Origin of the sequence: Corynebacterium aurimucosum ATCC 700975, assembly GCF_000022905.1 — a bacterium.
GTDB classification, from domain to species: domain Bacteria; phylum Actinomycetota; class Actinomycetes; order Mycobacteriales; family Mycobacteriaceae; genus Corynebacterium; species Corynebacterium aurimucosum_F.
In genome coordinates, this window is the sequence record NC_012590.1 from 735082 (window position 1) to 750986 (window position 15905).

Consider the following 15905-nt stretch of genomic DNA (forward strand, 5'->3'; position numbering starts at 1 on the left):
AAGGTAAATAGGTAGCTCTGTAATAAAACGGGTCTGCAGGACCAAGCCTTGCATACGTGCGCCTAAAGAATGGTAGAAATTGGATTAGATAGCGGCTGCGCGGCGTGCCCCGCCCGCGAATCCGCACTGGCAACCGTGGATATAAGAACACAAACCCCTAATTCACCAGAGCATAAAGGAGAAAACAATGAGCTCATGGGATGAAGACATCTTCGCTGACGAGGCCAACGTCGACTTCTTGGATGAACTGGCTGATCTAGAGGATGAAGAGATCGTTGCTGCAGTCGATGATGCCTGCGCGCTCGCGGTCTCAGGTGAGGCGCAGACTGAGGAGGAGCAGCGCAACGCCCTAGCGGCGGCCACGATCGCCGCCATCTGGGCAGGTGCTCCGTTCAGCGCCGGGGAGGTCGTTGAGGACTATCCTTTCATCCGGGATCTCGCCGGCTCTGGCAGCGAGAACCTAAACGAAAATGCCCTCGAGCTGATCGAAGGTGTGGAAGAGGACTATGACCTCGAGCCCTTCATTGAGGCTCTGTCGTAGAGGCAGCTTTCCTAGAAACAGCTCGAGCACCAGATACACCAAGCATGCTGATCAGTATTGAAGGAATTGACGGCGCGGGTAAAAACACCATCACCCAGCGCTTGCGGGAAGAACTAGCCTGCGATGTCGAAGTCTTAAGCTTCCCACGCTACGAAGACTCCATCCATGCTCAGCTCGCGCAGGAGGCGCTCTACGGGCGTATGGGTGACCTCACCGATTCGGTCTACGGGATGGCCACGCTCTTTGCGCTGGATCGGCGGGGCGCCAAGGAGCAGCTCCTCGCCGCCGCTGAATCCACGGACTCTCTGCTCATTTTGGACCGCTATGTCGCCTCCAACGCCGCGTACTCCTCCGCGCGGGTGGGAGGAGAGCTCATTGTCGATTGGATTTATGAGCTCGAATTCGAGCGCTTCGGCCTGCCGGTGCCGCAACTGCAGATCTTTTTGGATACCGACGTTGCCCTTGCCGGCCAGCGTGCCGTGGCCCGTGCAGCAGAGGATGAGGGGCGCAACCGCGACCGCTATGAACGCGATGCTGCGTTGCAGTCACGCACGGCGGCTGCCTACCGCCGCTTGGCGGAGCAGCAGTGGGCAGGGCAGTGGATCGCCACCGCGGATGCCGATATGATTATCCAAGCTGTCAAGGAGCTTGTAGGAGAACAATAACGTGGCACCGAAAATCTTGGTCGTGGATGATGACCCGGCAATTGCCGAAATGCTTACCATCGTGCTCGAGGCAGAAGGGCTGGAGCCTATTGCCGTCAACGATGGTAATGAGGCCATCCCGGCCTTCCGCGAGCACGACCCGGATCTGATCCTGTTGGATCTCATGCTTCCGGGCATGAACGGCGTTGATATCTGCCGTGCCATCCGTACCGAGTCCTCGGTGCCTATCGTGATGCTGACCGCAAAGACCGATACCGTCGATGTGGTCCTTGGCCTCGAATCAGGGGCGGATGACTACATCACCAAGCCCTTCAAGCCGAAAGAGCTCATCGCCCGCATCCGTGCGCGCCTGCGCCGGATTGACGGAGGTACAGGCGAAATTATCGAGGTAGGGGACCTGCTTATCGACGTCCCCGAGCACACCGTCACCCGCAAGGGCGGCGAGGAGATCTCGCTGACCCCGCTGGAGTTCGACCTCCTGCTGGAAATGGCTCGAAAGCCCGGACAGGTGCACACCCGCGAGGCGTTGCTCGAATCCGTCTGGGGCTACCGCCACGCTTCCGATACTCGCCTGGTCAACGTGCATGTTCAGCGCCTGCGCGCAAAGATCGAGCATGATCCAGAGGATCCGCACATCGTGCTCACGGTACGCGGTGTGGGATACAAGACTGGAAAAGTCGCCGAGTAAAGGACTACCGCTATTTTTGGTTGGTTAAGGCGAGCCCGGGATGGCGTCGTCGAGCGCTGGCGCACGTCCCTGCAGACGCGCGTCTTGGGCATGATGCTGGTTGCCTCCACGGTGGTCATGATCATCCTGGCTTATGCGCTGGTGTCGGTGTTGACACAACAGCTGGTGAGCCAGAAGGAAGACACCGCACTACAGGAGCTCGACCGCGCCCGCGTGGCCGTGGAGCAGCAGATCGACGCCACGGGCACAGCAAATTCAACGCAGGTGCGCATCAACTCTGCGCGTGCCGCTTTGGGCCAAATGTCGGCGCAGCAACCCGATGCCCAAGCTGTGTATGAGCCGGTCATCGTCGTTGAAAACTCAGACGGCACGGCCACGACCTCGCCGGAGGGCTACCGCATTCCCGATGGCATGCGCGAGCTCGTCGGCCGCGGTCAGGTTGTCCAGCAATACGCCACGGTGGACCAGCAGTCGGGGGCGACTTATAACGCGTTGATGGTGGGCACGCCCATCGAGAGTGATATCCCGAATACCCAGGTCTACCTCGTATTGTCCATGGAATCCGAGGAATCCACGATGGCGCTTATGCGTGGTTTGCTCTCGGCCGCCGGAGTGGTGGTTGTGGTCCTCCTCGTCGGCATTGCCTGGCTGGCCACCCAGCAGGTGATCGTTCCGATTCGTTCCGCATCCCGCATTGCGCAACGATTTGCCGCCGGCCACCTGCGCGAACGCATGGTGGTCAACTCGGATGATGAGATGGGCCGCCTTGCTTCCTCTTTCAATGACATGGCAGACAAGCTGTCAAAGCAGATTACCCAGCTGGAGGAATATGGCGACCTCCAGCGGCAGTTCACTTCCGATGTCTCTCACGAGTTACGCACGCCGCTGACGACGGTGCGCATGGCGGCGGATGTCATCGCGGAAGACGCAGAAGAGTTCAACCCCTACACCAAACGTTCGGCGGAGTTGCTCATCAAGGAGCTGGACCGTTTCGAGGACTTGCTCGCGGACCTTTTGGAGATCTCTCGCCACGATGCAGGCGTGGCTGATTTGTCCACGGCCTCCCTTGATATTCGCTCCTGTTTGGACTCCGCACTGAGCCAGGTGGAACACCTCGCCGCCGAGTTGGGGGTGGAGGTTATCGTTCATGCCCCAGAGGAACCCGTGGCTGTGGAATGCGATTCGCGCCGCGTCGAGCGCATCTTGCGTAACCTGCTCGCGAACGCCATTGATCACTCTGAAGGCAACCCCGTCACCGTGGATATCGGCGCGACTGAGGATGCCGTTGGCATCGCCGTCACCGATTCTGGCGTGGGACTCAAGGAAGGTCAGGAGGAGCTGGTGTTCAACCGCTTCTGGCGCGCGGATTCCTCGCGCAAGCGCCACTCAGGCGGAACCGGCTTAGGCTTGGCCATCGCTCGCGAGGATGCCGTGCTCCATGGAGGCACTCTGGATGCCATCGGCTACTTCGGCATCGGCTCGCGCTTCCGTCTAGTCCTGCCACGCACCCCGGGGGAAGCGGTGGAATCTGAGCCCATTGCCCTCGAGGTCCCGGGCGCTCCGAAGCCCGTCGAAGCGGAGGAACAGTCCGCGCTCGACGTGAGCACTGAACTAGGAGCCCCTGCAGTAAAGGCAGAGCCGGATAACGGGATAGTGTGGCCCTCGGAGCGCGAAGCGCGTGGCGCGGAAGCGCCGTTCAATCAAGACATCGTCCCCGATTTCGACGAGGAGGCCCAGCGATGATTCCGGCCCGCCGCTCACTCGCAGTGCTCAGCTGCGTCGCGCTTACTACCCTCGTCGGGTGCTCGACCTTGCCGCATAACACTGATCCCCAGGTGATCGGCACCTTTGAACCTCATGAGCGGGCAGACGATGCCGTCGTGGAGCCCCGCACCGATAGCGAACCGGACCTCTTAGTCCGTGACTTCTATTCGGCCGTGGCGATTCCCACTGGCAACTACGCTGCTGCCCGCACCTTCCTTGCCTCCGAAATCGCTAATTCCTGGGATCCCACGGATACCGTGCTCGTCGTGGACTCCATCGACCTTGTGACCTCAAACATGGAAGACGGTGCCCTCGAGTATTCAGTGCGCGGCAACATTATCGGCCGTCTGGCGAATGGTGGGGCCTATGTCCCGGATAACTCGCGTCTTGAGGCGACTGTCCGCCTGCGCCAGTTCAATGGGCAATGGCGCATTACCGACCTGCCTACTGGTGCGGTGATCGAGCGCACGGAACTGCGCAACCGCTACCGCCCGCAGTCGCTGTACTTCTTCGGTACAACCCAGCGCCTACTGGTGGCGGACCGTCGGTGGCTCTACTCGGGAAAGGACTCGATCGCTTCAGAGTTGGTCACCCTCCTGCTACAGGGGCCGTCTTCCGATATCGCTCCGGCGACCTCCACCTTGATCCCGAAGGATGCCACTTTCTTAGGCATCAACGATGGTGTGTATGAATTCAGTGGGATGTCAGCAATGAGCCAGGAGGAGCGCCTTAAATTTGCCTCCCAGTTGGTCTGGACTCTCAACAATGCGGAGATCACTAATTCAGTTCGCGCCACCATCGATGGCAGCCCCTTGGTTGACAACATGGAGGAGATGACCATCGATGATTTCGCCGAGTTTAACCCAGAGGTAGCTGCCCAATCCGTGCCCAAGCTCTACGCCGTCAACGACGGCTCCCTGCTGGAAGTCAAGGGCGAAGGTAGCACCGAGGTACAGGGCATGGCCGGCCAGATCCATGACATCCAGTCCGCCGATATCTCGGATGAGGGGATGGTGGCCGCGGTGCGTAAGCGTTCTGAGAAGGAATCGCAGCTGGCGATGGGCGAGCTCGGCCACGGACTCAAGGGCTCGGTCAAGGGCGAAACCCTAGCCCGCCCCACCTTTGAGGTGGGCGGCCAGGTGGCGTGGACCGTTGTTGACGGCAAACATGTAGTCCGTGTGACGCGTTCGCCGGCGACTGGCGAACTGAGCACCGCGGAGGTGGACACCTCTGCACTGGAGAACGTGGAGGGAGAGATCTCGGTCATTCGACTGTCCCTCACGGGAGCCCGTATCGCCATGATCATCGACGGCAGCATTTACACCGGCGTGGTGGCCCGCGCGACCTCGGGCGAGCGGCGTATCGTCAACATCCACCAAGTTGGTCCAGAGCTGACCGGCTCGGCCTTGTCCGTGGAGTGGCAGACGGATGGTTCTTTGCTCGTGGGTACCTCGGCGTCGAATTCGCCCGTGTGGCGTATTGAGCAAGACGGTTCCTCTGCTACCACCTTACCTACCGGAAATATCACCGCGCCGGTGGTGGCGGTGGCTTCCTCACCGTCGACGCACTACGTCACCGATGCGCATGCTCTACTGCAGCTTCCCGCAGGCGGATCTGAACGCTCGTATTGGCGTGAAGTCGAAGGCCTGCAGGGAGTGCGATCCTCACCCATCATAGCGCGCTAGAGTCGCGCTAAAGTGGGGCGCATGCCGAAGAATCGGGGGATAGGGGAGGCCACGGCCGCTCTCGTGGAGCTTTTCTTGCCACGCCCCTGCGCTGGGTGCGGGGGAGAAACAGCTGCGGGCGGGGTGTTGTGCGCTTCCTGCCAGGAACACTTGCGGCAGGTTCCACGCCGGGTGGAACGGCCGCGGCCCCTGGGGTTTCCGGCATGGGCTCTTGGTCCCTATTCCGATACTCGCCGTGGTGTCATCATCGCCATGAAGGAACACGGGCACCACGCAGTGCGTGCTCACCTCGGGGCGGTGTTCGCTGCCGGCATCGATTACTTGCGCGCCCGCGGTGATATCCCGGAGACTGGGTTGCTCGTGCCGGCGCCGACGCGCGTGTCCTCGGCTCGTCGCCGCGGTGGCGATCCTGTTGCCGCGCTGTGCCAGGCAGCGGCTGCCAGGCTTCCAGGCTGGGCTGTGGTTAATGCCCTGAGCACGGCTGAAAGCAGTGCGGATCAATCAGAGCTCAGCGCCGTGGAGCGCGCCGATAACATGCGGACAGCCGTGCTGTTGCGTCCCGCCGCCCGCGAACTAGTGGGGAAGAACGTGATGCTTGTCGACGACGTCATCACCACCGGCGCAACTCTGCGTGCTAGCGCCGCGCGTGTATGGGCTATCGGGGGTGACGTCGCGGGCGCAATTGTGCTGGCAGATGCGTAGGGCGGGCCATCATCATGCATGAGTGTAGGGGCCAGTCATCGTGTAGGTTATGACCAGTGGTAACATGAGGGGTGTCACAGGGAAGCGGGCTTCCGGCTCCTTATCACAGGCTTGTAGAAGTCCGCAGAATGTGCAGTCATTCAGTCCCCACGAGTATAGGGAGGCATTTCATGTCCCAGCAGACCAACGCTCAGGTCACCATCACCGGCCGTAACGTGGAGGTTCCGGAGCACTTCCAGGAACGTGTCACTGAAAAACTAGCCAAGATCGAGCGCCTTGATCCGACCCTGACCTTCTTCCACGTGGAGCTGCAGCACGAGCCGAACCCGCGCCGCGAGTCCGAGGCAGAGCGTCTGCAGATCACCGCTACCGGTAAGGGGCACATCGCTCGCGCCGAGGCGAAGGAAGATTCTTTCTATGCGGCACTCGAGACCGCTCTGGGCAAGATGGAACGCTCCCTGCGCAAGGTTAAGGTGCGCCGTGAGAACGTGAAGTCCGGCCACCGCGCCCAGAAGGGTACTGGTCAGATCGCCGCTGAGCTGGTCGCTGAAGCTGAGGCAGCTAAGCCCGCTAAGGAAGAGCGCTACATCGATCCCTACGCCGAGACTGTCGAGGATGTTCGCCCGGGCCAGGTTGTCCGCTTCAAGGAGCACCCAGCAACCCCGATGTCTGTTGATGATGCGCTCAGCGAGATGGAGCTGGTCGGCCACGACTTCTACCTCTTCATCAACGAGGAGAACAACAAGCCTTCTGTGGTTTACCGCCGCCACGCATTCGACTACGGTCTTATTTCCCTGACGGATGCTGATGCTTAAGGCCTGAGCCTTAAAGGCCGTAGGGCCTAACACACAGGCTCCCTGCCCCGCAGCGCACACGCGCAGCGAGACAGGGGGCCTTCTTATGTCCCTATTAGGCATTGTTAATCTTCGATCATCTTTTTTCGTGACGGCCGAGGGGAGCGTCCTGCAAACGTCGGGGTGGGGGCAGAATTGCGCTTTGGGTTGGGTGGCGAATCGTGAGAGAAAAGCTAGTGAGTACAATGGCGACGAGTTAACTTATTTGTCGCGACAAGAAGGACTATCTAGACGTGTTTGGACTTTCCAAGCTGCTCCGTGCCGGTGAGGGGCGCACCGTCAAGCGCCTGGCCAAAATTGCAGATGATGTTATTGCCTTAGAAGATAAATTCGCGGCGCTGTCGGACGACGAGCTCAAGGCTAAGACTGACGAGTTTAAGAAGCGTCTGGCGGATGGCGAAAAGATGAATGACATCCTTCTCGAAGCCTTCGCCACCGTGCGTGAGGCTGCCTGGCGCGTGCTTGACCAGAAGCACTACAAGGTGCAGGTTATGGGCGGTGCCGCCCTGCACTTCGGCAACGTCGCTGAGATGCGCACCGGTGAGGGCAAGACCCTGACCTCGCTGCTGCCGGCCTACCTCAATGCGCTGGAGGGCAAGGGCGTACACATCGTGACGGTCAACGATTACTTGGCCAAGCGTGACGCCGAGATGATGGGCCGTGTCCACCGCTGGCTGGGCCTCACCGTTGGCGTCATCCTCTCCGAAATGCGCCCTGCGGAGCGCAAGGAAGCGTATGCTTGCGACATCACGTACGGCACCAACAATGAGCTGGGCTTTGACTACCTGCGCGACAACATGGTCCGCTCGCTTAATGACACGGTCCAGCGTGGCCACAATTACTGCATTGTGGATGAGGTTGACTCCATCCTGATCGACGAGGCCCGTACCCCGCTCATTATTTCCGGACCGGTCGACGGCTCCTCCCAGTTCTACGGCGTTTTCTCCAAGCTGGCACCGAAGATGCGCGAGGGCATCCACTACGAGGTGGACCACAAGAAGCGCACCATTGGTGTGCTGGAGGAGGGCGTCGAATTCGTCGAGGATCAGCTGGGCATTGAAAACCTCTACGCCCCGGAGCACTCCCAGTTGGTGTCCTACCTCAACAATGCTTTGAAGGCGAAGGAGCTCTTCACCCGCGATAAGGACTACATTGTCCGCAACGGCGAAGTGCTGATCGTGGATAGCTTCACCGGCCGCGTTCTGGCTGGCCGCCGCTACAACGAAGGTATGCACCAGGCTATTGAGGCAAAGGAAGAGGTGGAGATCAAGAACGAGAACCAGACTCTCGCCACCGTTACGCTCCAGAACTACTTCCGCCTCTACGACAAGATTTCCGGCATGACCGGTACCGCAGAGACCGAGGCTGCTGAGCTGCACTCCATCTACGGGCTAGACGTGGTGCCGATTCCGACTAATAAGCCGAATCAGCGTACCGATCACTCCGACCGCATCTACAAGACCCAGGAAGCCAAGTTCGCTGCGGTGGTGGATGACATCGAGGAGCACGTTGCCGACGGCCAGCCGGTGCTGGTAGGTACCACCTCCGTGGAGCGCTCCGAGTACCTCTCGCAGCTGTTGAGCAAGCGCGGAATCAAGCATTCGGTGCTCAATGCGAAGCACCATGAGGAAGAGGGACAGATCGTCGCCCGTGCCGGCCGCCCCGGCGCCGTAACCGTAGCCACCAACATGGCCGGCCGCGGTACCGATATCGTGCTCGGCGGTAACCCCGAGGTCATCCTGGATGAGAAGCTGCGCGAGCGCGGCCTCGATCCCTTCGAGGATGAAGAGAAGTACCAGGAGGCCTGGGACACCGAGATCGATCAGGAGAGGGAACGCTCTAAGCGCCTAGGTGACGAGGTCCGCGAGGCCGGCGGCCTGTACGTATTGGGTACCGAGCGCCACGAGTCGCGCCGTATTGATAACCAGCTGCGCGGCCGTTCCGGCCGTCAGGGTGACCCGGGTGAGACCCGCTTCTACCTGTCCATGCGTGATGAGCTCATGGTGCGCTTCGTGGGCCAGTCCATGGAGAACATGATGAACCGCCTCAACGTGCCGGATGATGTGCCGATTGAGGCGAAGATGGTCTCTAACTCCATCAAGGGTGCGCAGGCACAGGTGGAGAACCAGAACTTTGAGATGCGTAAGAACGTGCTCAAGTACGATGAGGTACTCAATGAGCAGCGCAAGGTGGTATACGCCACCCGCCACGACATCCTCGAGGCCAGCGACATCAAGGACAACATCCGCGAGATGATCAACGACACCGTGTCTGCTTACGTGGCGGGCGCGACAGCCACCGGCTACGTGGAGGACTGGAACCTAGACGAGCTATGGAATGCACTGGAGTCCCTCTACGGGCCGACCATGACGCACGAGGAGCTTGTCGACGGTACCGAGTACGGCTCCGCCGGCGAGATCTCTGCGGAGCAGCTGCGCGATGCACTGCTGTCTGATGCGAATTCCGAGTATGACCAACTCGAAGAAGCCGTGAGCGCCATCGGTGGCGAGAGCCAGATGCGCAATACCGAGCGCATGATCATCCTGCCGATTATTGACCAGAAGTGGCGCGAGCACCTCTATGAGATGGATTACCTCAAGGAAGGTATCGGTCTGCGTGCCATGGCGCAGCGCGATCCTCTGGTGGAGTACCAGAAGGAAGGCGGCGACATGTTCAATGCCATGAACGACGCGGTCAAGGAAGAAACCGTGCGCCAGCTGTTTATGCTGCGCAAGCAGTTCAAGGCGCAGGAAGAGGCGAGCGCCGCAGGCGAAGCGGAAGCATAAGGCAACGTTGATGCGCCAGCGTTAGCCAACGCAAGACGCCGTGGGAATCGTTCCCCACGGCGTCTTTTTATTGGAAGTAGTTAGGTATATACTGGCAGAACATTAATTGTTGTTCTTCGGAGGTTGAGTTAGTATGCGCCGCTTCTCTCTGCGAGTAGGTCTATCCGTGTTCGCATCTGCCACCCTGCTGGGCGGCGGCGCAGCTGCTTCGGCTGTGGAACTTGCTCCAGAAGAGCAGTGCCAGCTGGCCTCCGTATTAGGCTCTCAGAGCGATAACTCCTTGGAGGACGCTGAACTCAGCTCACAGGATGTCGTCTCCACTCAGTGTGGCGCGGTGTCTGAACCGGAAAGCCTTGATGAAGCTACTGCGAAGCTTCCCGTGGTGGGAGCCACCATGTTTGGCGGCATCAGCCTAGCTTTGGTGAGCGCTTCTGCGGCCTTCGCCGGAATCGACTGGACACCCATCCTGATCAAGCTTGGATCGCTGTTCTAAGACCAGGGCTAAGCCGTAGCCTTTATTTCTAGGCCTCTCTAAAACCTCAAGAACCTCTTTCTCTAATGTCAGTGGGTGTGCAGGCCGCCCGAAAGTAAGCGGAATGACCGGAGGTATCGGCCGGTTGCAGCGCCGGTAAAAGCACGCCGTGTTGAGCCTAAGAGCACCGAACCGAAGAACTCACCATTTGAGCGCGCGTGCAAGCTGCGTAGCGTCATTCCTCCGTGCGATTCAGCCGCTGCCTGGGCTTTCCGCCAGGCGCGCACATGTTTAGTGATTTCCGGAGCAAAGCGTGGGTTATTGAGATGACTCAAAGGCCGCAAGGCAGCGGCGACTTCGAGAACTATGACAATGAGACCACGGATCTCTTCCCGCGTGGCCAGGTCGCGAGCTGTGGGCTCGCGCTCGTAGCGGATATGTTGCGGGGCAACATACAGTTGTAGGTGGCTCATGCCGGGGATGGGGGTGTACATGTGAATCGCGTCCTCTTCCGCAATGTGCGGTACGGAGGAAGGCGCTGAAGCAAGGATCGAGGGATGGGCACAGAGAAGGAAGCTGGGTGCACGTTCATTGTGCCACGGCAGCCCCGTCTGCGGCTAGAGCTTTGCAGTGCATCGGCCGGTGAGAGCAGGCAGGCGGTATGTTCGCTATACTTTCGGACGATAAACACAGTTCAATGCGAAGGGCAGATAATATGCGTGGACTCATCGTCGATTTTGTAGGCGTGCTTGACGGCACCGAGGAGGACGTCAAGCGCTGGAGGGAATTATTCGCCGCCGCGAAATCCAACGGAGTTGCCACCGCTATCCTTTCCAACGATCCAGGCGGACCAGGCGCGGAGCACATTCGTGAGTGGGAATACCGCGGCATCGTGGATGCCGTGGTGCTCTCTGGCGAGGTTGGCGCTGAGAAGCCGGACCGTGCTGCCTTCCAAGCTGCGGCGGATGCTATTGACCTGCCGATTAATGACTGCGTCATGGTGGATGACTCCATCGTTAACGTGCGCGCTGCTGTGGAGAACGGCATGGTGGGCATGCTCTATACGGTCTTCGACCGCACAAGCGTTGAGGTCCAGGCAGTCTTCGACATTGAAGGTGAGTTCTAAGTGTCGAAGGATGTGCGCGTCTTCCTGCCGGCTACCTTCGGCATGCTGGCTGAGCTTGAGGAGACCGGCCAGCTCGCCGCCCGCAGTGGTTGGGGTTTTGCGTTAACGCCCGCGTTGCGTGAGTTCTATACCGAAGGTGACGAGGAAGAAATTGAGTACTCTGCCTTCCTTGAAGCGTCCATGGCTTCATTGCGCCTGCTGGCTGTCGGGGATGAAGAAAAGTTTCCCCACCGACGCGTGGTCATCTCCGTCGACGTGGATGAGTCCGTGGTGACTCCGAAGCCGGACATGGGCGAGCCCGTCGTGGCCCTCAATCCCGCCACGATCACGAAGGCTAACCTGCAGGCCATCCACGTGGATATCGAGGAGTCCGAAGCCGCTACGGCCAAGGCTATTGACGCTATCGACAACGCTGACCTCGGGGATGAGGACGCTGAGCTCGCAGTCGGTGACGCTCTGGATAATTTCATGGCTTTCTATGACCCCACCGAACTGCCCATCCTCGTGGAGCTTCTCTAGGGGTCTTCCTGCCAACAATCACCGGTGCCTCACGCGTGGTGCTACTCTAAGCCTCTAACGCCATCGTTTAAGAAGGAGCACCACCATGAAGGCATCTCGTCTTGCCAGCCTTGTCACTGCCGCTGCCTTGAGCACCGCTGCGCTTGTCGCCGTACCAGTTGCCGGTGCAGAGGAGCCTGCAGCGCCGATCGCGCAGGAGCACGCGGATCGCAGCAACCCGACCCCAAAGAATCCGGATCCTGATACGGGTGTAACGACCCCATGGCTGCGAATCCTCGAGGGATCCTCGCAGGGGCCAGTAGCCATCGTTATCGCCATCCTCTTCGGAATCATCAGCATTGGCTTCGCCGCCTACAAGGAGTTTGGTGATTACCTGCCCAAGTTGGGCTAATTGTTGATAATCTGCGGGGGTAAAATTCAGCTCGATCGAAAGGTTTCCTCAGAATGTCTTCCTCTCGTCTTCGCCGCGTAGTCGCTGCCTCCAGCTTGTCCGTTGCGGTCCTTGCCGGTGGTGTCGCAGTCCCCACGGCGGGCGCGGTAAGCACCACCATCAAGGATGAGAAGTGCACCATCACCTTGAGCGAGGAGGAAGCCAGCGACCTGAAGAATGCGGAGTCGAAGGAAAACGATGTCGACAGCAGCTTGCTGAAGAATGGCCTTAAGATTTCGCCCAAGGACGCGGAGAAGCGTGCTCGCGACGTAGAGAACCAATCGGACGAGCTCTACCGTGCTCTGGCTGACTATGAGGCGGAGCGCGAACTCGGTGATGAGAACGCCGTCAAGCGCGCAAAGAACAATATTGCGGTGGTAGAGGCCTTCCGTGGGATTGCGCCGGAGTACGTCAAGGCCCTCAACGCCTGTGCGAAGAAGGAAGAGTTCAATAAGGAAGAGGAGACCGGTGGCAACACCTCCTCCAACATCGATACCGGCGGCGCTATCATCCTCGGCGTCTCCGGCGGCTTGGCCGTGATCCTTATGGTTCTCCGCGCGGCTGGCCCCTTCCTCAAGACCGTTCTGCCGCCGCAGCTGGCGGCAATGCTTCCGCTCTAAGACCTAGGAGAACTAGGCGCGATTAGGACGGGTAAAGCCCTTCCTTTACTACGCCTAAGGCCTTTAGGCCTTAGGCCCAATCAACGTTGGTGCGCAGAGAAGCCAAAAGGCCCCGCACTGCATCGCGGCGGCGCGCAGAAGCCGTTCCCTCCTCTAAGCTGAGGTCCAGCCCGCATTCGGGGTCCGCGGGTGGCCCGGCATGGGTGCAGCCACGCGGGCAATCCTCAATCGCTTTGGCAAGGTCATCGAAGACCTCAATGACGTTTTCCGCATCAATATGGGCTAAGCCGAAGGAGCGGATGCCTGGGGTATCAATGATCCACCCGCCATGCGGGGTGCTCCCTTCAGCAGGCAACCGCAGCGCCACCGACTGCGTCGATGTATGGCGGCCCTTGCCCACGGCGGAGACTTCGCCGGTTTCGCGGTTGGCATCCGGTACCAGTCGGTTCACCAGCGTGGATTTTCCTACGCCCGAGTGGCCGATGAGGGCCGTGACATGTCCATCAATTGCGGCACAGACCTGCTCCAGTCCATCGTCCACGCCAGCTTCCACCACGGTGACATCCAAGTCCGCAAACTCTTGGGCGAACGGAGTGGGGTCGGTGAGGTCGGTCTTCGTCAGACACAGGACCGGCTGGATATTGCCGGCGAAGGCCGCGATGAGGGCACGCTCCACGAATCCGGAGCGCGGCGGTGGATCCGCCACGGCGCTCACGATCAGTAGGCGGTCCGCATTCGCCACCACGATGCGCTCATAAGGATCCGTATCATCCGCGGTGCGCCGAAGGACGGAAGTGCGCTCCTCTAGCTTCACAATGCGCGCGAGGGTGTCCTTTTTACCAGAAGTATCGCCCACGACACCGACCCGATCACCGACCTCGATGGGCGTGCGGCCCATCTCGCGGGCGCGCATAGCGGTGACGACCGGACCATCATTATCAAGGGCAACTCCCCAGCGCCCGCGGTCCTTGGTGATGACCATGCCGAACTTGGCATCCTTGTGCTTCGGGCGGTCCTTCGTGCGGGGGCGCGAGCCTTTGCCCGGCCGGATGCGGACATCGGATTCGTCGTAGCTGCTCGCGCGCCTAGCCATGGATCATGGCCTCCCACATCTTGGCGAATCCAGGGAGAGTCTTGGACGTGGTGTCGATGTCCTCGACCTCGACACCGTCGACTGCCAGGCCGATGATGGCGCCAGCGGTGGCCATGCGGTGGTCGGCGTAGGAGTGCCACTGGCCGCCGTGGAGTGGGGCAGGGGTGATGCGGAGGCCGTCGTCAAGCTCGGTGACGTTGCCTCCAAGGGCGTTGATCTCCGTAGCGAGGGCCGCCAGACGGTCGGTCTCATGGCCTCGCAGGTGCGCGATGCCGGTCAGCGTCGACGGTGTTGAAGCCAGAGCGCACAGCGCAGCCACGGTAGGGGTGAGCTCGCCGATATCTCCCATATCGAGATCGACGCCGCGCAGGCCTGCGAGACCCTCCTCCGGGCCGGTGACCTGCAGGTAGGGATCCTGGCAAGGTGCCTGCGGAACGTACTCAACCTGTGCCCCCATCTGCTCCAGGATGCCGCGGAAAGAATCACCTGGTTGGGTCGTTTCCTCCGGCCAATTCAGAATGCTCACGCTGCCGCCTGAGACGGCGGCAGCGGCAAGGAACGGAGTGGCGTTGGAGAGATCTGGTTCGATGTACCACTCACGCCCCTCAATCTTCCCGGGCCGCACGACCCAATTATCCTCGCTCGCGAGCACATGCACGCCGGCCTCACGCAGCATGCAAATGGTCATGAGAATATGCGGTTGGGAAGGGACAGTGCCGCCCTCGTGGCGCACGCTGATGCCGTTGCGGTAGCGCGCCCCGGCCAGAAGCAGGCCGGAGACGAATTGGGAAGAAGCGGAGGCATCAATGGTGACTTCGGCACCCTCCGGAATGCCATGGGGTGTGATGCTCAGCGGCAGGTTATCGCCTTCGATGTCGACGCCCAGCTCACGCAAGGCCGTGGTCATCGTGGACATGGGGCGCTTCCGGGCATAAGGGTCACCGTCGATGACAACAGGCCCATCCGCCAGCGCTGCCACCGGAGGCAAGAAGCGCATGATCGTGCCAGCCAGGCCACAATCCACGGTCGCCCCGTGGAGCTCGCCCGGCGTCACTCGCAGGTGCGGTCCCCACTCGGAGATACCTACGCCCATGGCCTTCAAAGCTTCTTTCATCAGGTCAGTATCGCGGGAGACCAGCGGGTTGTAGATGATAGAAGGTGAGTCAGCCAACGCGGCGAGGATGAGGGCGCGGTTGGTCATCGACTTTGAACCGGGAACTTCCTGAGTCCAGGACAGCGGGCCGGTGGATTGGGGAGCACTCCAGAAAGCAGACATGTAGTCCATAATAAAGGGCATGTGCGGAAGATTTGTTCTGTTCACCGAGTCCCTACTGGAGGAAGTCGGAGCGTGGGAGTCCATTACGGAAGTTCATGCGCCGGAAGGCCTGCCACCAGCACGTTATAACATTGCTCCGACCCAGCCCATCGCCATCGTGCGGGTTGCGGAGGAGACCGCCCGCGTGGAGCCAGCGCGCTGGGGGCTTATCCCGCATTGGAAGAAAAACCTCGACGGCCCGCCGCTGTTTAATGCCCGCGCGGAAACTGTGGCGCAGAAACCTTCCTTCCGCGATGCCTTCAAGGCGCAGCGCTGTGTCATCCCGCTGGATGGCTACTACGAGTGGAAGGCCGGGGAGGATAAGAAGGCTAAGAAGCAGCCCTATTATGTGACCGGGCCCGATGGCCTGCTGTGGGCGGCTGGTTTGTGGGCCACGGGGATGGAGAGGCTTTCGGCCACGATGGTGACCACGGATGCCACGGAGGAGATGGCGTGGCTGCACCACCGCCTGCCCAAGTTTCTGACTACAGAAGAGATCGCGCCCTGGCTGGCGGGGGAGGCACTGCTGGAGCCGAGCTCCGTGTGCGGCTTTCAGGCACGCCCGGCAGACCTCGCGGTGGGCAACGTGCGCAACGACTACGCAGAGCTTATCGACGAACCACCGGCCACCACCCTCTTCTAGTT

General features: G+C 60.4%; 17 protein-coding genes. 14 read left to right on the forward strand and 3 right to left on the reverse strand.

Annotated elements, in window-relative coordinates:
* Positions 1-187: 187 nt before the first annotated feature.
* The 9 genes from CAURI_RS03565 to CAURI_RS03605 all read left to right on the forward strand — a co-directional run bounded on the left by CAURI_RS03565 (position 188) and on the right by CAURI_RS03605 (position 10178).
* Positions 188-541: a DUF4259 domain-containing protein gene (locus CAURI_RS03565; protein WP_010189196.1), complete on the forward strand. Its 354-nt coding sequence runs from the start codon at positions 188-190 to the stop codon at positions 539-541.
* A 44-nt stretch (positions 542-585) separates the two neighbouring features.
* Positions 586-1206 (forward strand): dTMP kinase, encoded by a 621-nt coding sequence (locus CAURI_RS03570; RefSeq protein ID WP_010189194.1) that lies wholly within the window; start codon positions 586-588, stop codon positions 1204-1206.
* Between the two features lies 1 nt (position 1207).
* Entirely contained in the window at positions 1208-1894 is a 687-nt protein-coding gene (gene mtrA / locus CAURI_RS03575) for an MtrAB system response regulator MtrA (RefSeq protein WP_010189192.1), read from the forward strand.
* A gap of 69 nt (positions 1895-1963) precedes the next feature.
* Entirely contained in the window at positions 1964-3637 is a 1674-nt protein-coding gene (gene mtrB / locus CAURI_RS03580) for an MtrAB system histidine kinase MtrB (RefSeq protein WP_029158934.1), read from the forward strand.
* Positions 3634-5343 carry an MtrAB system accessory lipoprotein LpqB gene (gene lpqB, locus CAURI_RS03585; protein ID WP_010189190.1) on the forward strand — a complete coding sequence of 570 codons (1710 nt, stop codon included), beginning with the start codon at positions 3634-3636 and terminating at the stop codon, positions 5341-5343. Before mtrB ends, lpqB begins: the two co-directional genes overlap by 4 nt.
* A gap of 252 nt (positions 5344-5595) precedes the next feature.
* On the forward strand, positions 5596-6045 hold the full coding sequence (locus CAURI_RS03590; protein WP_241760818.1) for a ComF family protein: 450 nt from the start codon (positions 5596-5598) through the stop codon (positions 6043-6045).
* 170 nt (positions 6046-6215) lie between these two features.
* Complete coding sequence (gene hpf, locus CAURI_RS03595) at positions 6216-6860, forward strand: ribosome hibernation-promoting factor, HPF/YfiA family (protein WP_010189188.1); 645 nt, start codon at positions 6216-6218, stop codon at positions 6858-6860.
* 272 nt (positions 6861-7132) lie between these two features.
* Positions 7133-9685: a preprotein translocase subunit SecA gene (gene secA / locus CAURI_RS03600; RefSeq protein ID WP_010189187.1), complete on the forward strand. Its 2553-nt coding sequence runs from the start codon at positions 7133-7135 to the stop codon at positions 9683-9685.
* Positions 9686-9818: 133 nt separating this feature from the next.
* Positions 9819-10178 (forward strand): hypothetical protein, encoded by a 360-nt coding sequence (locus tag CAURI_RS03605; RefSeq protein WP_010189186.1) that lies wholly within the window; start codon positions 9819-9821, stop codon positions 10176-10178.
* Positions 10179-10246: 68 nt separating this feature from the next.
* Here the strand turns inward: CAURI_RS03605 and CAURI_RS13560 are convergent, their stop codons facing one another.
* Positions 10247-10630: a hypothetical protein gene (locus CAURI_RS13560; protein ID WP_236660841.1), complete on the reverse strand. Its 384-nt coding sequence runs from the start codon at positions 10628-10630 to the stop codon at positions 10247-10249.
* Between the two features lie 242 nt (positions 10631-10872).
* On the opposite strand from CAURI_RS13560, the gene CAURI_RS03610 reads away from it, so the two are divergent.
* The 4 genes from CAURI_RS03610 to CAURI_RS03625 all read left to right on the forward strand — a co-directional run bounded on the left by CAURI_RS03610 (position 10873) and on the right by CAURI_RS03625 (position 12852).
* Positions 10873-11283: an HAD-IA family hydrolase gene (locus CAURI_RS03610; RefSeq protein WP_010189184.1), complete on the forward strand. Its 411-nt coding sequence runs from the start codon at positions 10873-10875 to the stop codon at positions 11281-11283.
* A 12-nt stretch (positions 11284-11295) separates the two neighbouring features.
* Positions 11296-11802, forward strand: coding sequence for a DUF6912 family protein (locus CAURI_RS03615; RefSeq protein WP_029158932.1), 507 nt, complete (start codon positions 11296-11298; stop codon positions 11800-11802).
* A gap of 85 nt (positions 11803-11887) precedes the next feature.
* Positions 11888-12193 carry a hypothetical protein gene (locus CAURI_RS03620; RefSeq protein ID WP_010189182.1) on the forward strand — a complete coding sequence of 102 codons (306 nt, stop codon included), beginning with the start codon at positions 11888-11890 and terminating at the stop codon, positions 12191-12193.
* A 53-nt stretch (positions 12194-12246) separates the two neighbouring features.
* Positions 12247-12852: a hypothetical protein gene (locus CAURI_RS03625; protein WP_010189180.1), complete on the forward strand. Its 606-nt coding sequence runs from the start codon at positions 12247-12249 to the stop codon at positions 12850-12852.
* A 70-nt stretch (positions 12853-12922) separates the two neighbouring features.
* Here CAURI_RS03625 and rsgA read toward each other — a convergent pair whose 3' ends face one another.
* The gene (gene rsgA, locus CAURI_RS03630) at positions 12923-13945 is read right to left on the reverse strand and encodes a ribosome small subunit-dependent GTPase A (protein ID WP_012714900.1); all 1023 of its coding nucleotides are present in this window, start codon (positions 13943-13945) and stop codon (positions 12923-12925) included.
* On the reverse strand, positions 13938-15242 hold the full coding sequence (gene aroA / locus CAURI_RS03635; protein WP_010189176.1) for a 3-phosphoshikimate 1-carboxyvinyltransferase: 1305 nt from the start codon (positions 15240-15242) through the stop codon (positions 13938-13940). The genes rsgA and aroA overlap by 8 nt, the downstream gene beginning before the upstream one ends.
* On the opposite strand from aroA, the gene CAURI_RS03640 reads away from it, so the two are divergent.
* The gene (locus CAURI_RS03640) at positions 15241-15903 is read left to right on the forward strand and encodes an SOS response-associated peptidase (RefSeq protein WP_010189175.1); all 663 of its coding nucleotides are present in this window, start codon (positions 15241-15243) and stop codon (positions 15901-15903) included. The two genes, aroA and CAURI_RS03640, sit on opposite strands and share 2 nt — an antisense overlap.
* The last annotated feature ends 2 nt before the right edge of the window (positions 15904-15905 follow it).

What these genes read in the sequence shown, in the direction of transcription:
- CAURI_RS03605 (WP_010189186.1), top strand. Translation starts at nt 9,819, where the DNA reads ATGCGCCGCTTCTCTCTGCGAGTAGGTCTATCCGTGTTCGCATCTGCC.
- CAURI_RS03565 (WP_010189196.1), top strand. Translation starts at nt 188, where the DNA reads ATGAGCTCATGGGATGAAGACATCTTCGCTGACGAGGCCAACGTCGAC.
- CAURI_RS03590 (WP_241760818.1), top strand. Translation starts at nt 5,596, where the DNA reads ATGAAGGAACACGGGCACCACGCAGTGCGTGCTCACCTCGGGGCGGTG.
- CAURI_RS13560 (WP_236660841.1), bottom strand. Translation starts at nt 10,630, where the DNA reads ATGAGCCACCTACAACTGTATGTTGCCCCGCAACATATCCGCTACGAG.
- CAURI_RS03570 (WP_010189194.1), top strand. Translation starts at nt 586, where the DNA reads ATGCTGATCAGTATTGAAGGAATTGACGGCGCGGGTAAAAACACCATC.
- CAURI_RS03640 (WP_010189175.1), top strand. Translation starts at nt 15,241, where the DNA reads ATGTGCGGAAGATTTGTTCTGTTCACCGAGTCCCTACTGGAGGAAGTC.
- hpf (WP_010189188.1), top strand. Translation starts at nt 6,216, where the DNA reads ATGTCCCAGCAGACCAACGCTCAGGTCACCATCACCGGCCGTAACGTG.
- lpqB (WP_010189190.1), top strand. Translation starts at nt 3,634, where the DNA reads ATGATTCCGGCCCGCCGCTCACTCGCAGTGCTCAGCTGCGTCGCGCTT.
- aroA (WP_010189176.1), bottom strand. Translation starts at nt 15,242, where the DNA reads ATGCCCTTTATTATGGACTACATGTCTGCTTTCTGGAGTGCTCCCCAA.
- CAURI_RS03625 (WP_010189180.1), top strand. Translation starts at nt 12,247, where the DNA reads ATGTCTTCCTCTCGTCTTCGCCGCGTAGTCGCTGCCTCCAGCTTGTCC.
- CAURI_RS03610 (WP_010189184.1), top strand. Translation starts at nt 10,873, where the DNA reads ATGCGTGGACTCATCGTCGATTTTGTAGGCGTGCTTGACGGCACCGAG.
- CAURI_RS03620 (WP_010189182.1), top strand. Translation starts at nt 11,888, where the DNA reads ATGAAGGCATCTCGTCTTGCCAGCCTTGTCACTGCCGCTGCCTTGAGC.
- rsgA (WP_012714900.1), bottom strand. Translation starts at nt 13,945, where the DNA reads ATGGCTAGGCGCGCGAGCAGCTACGACGAATCCGATGTCCGCATCCGG.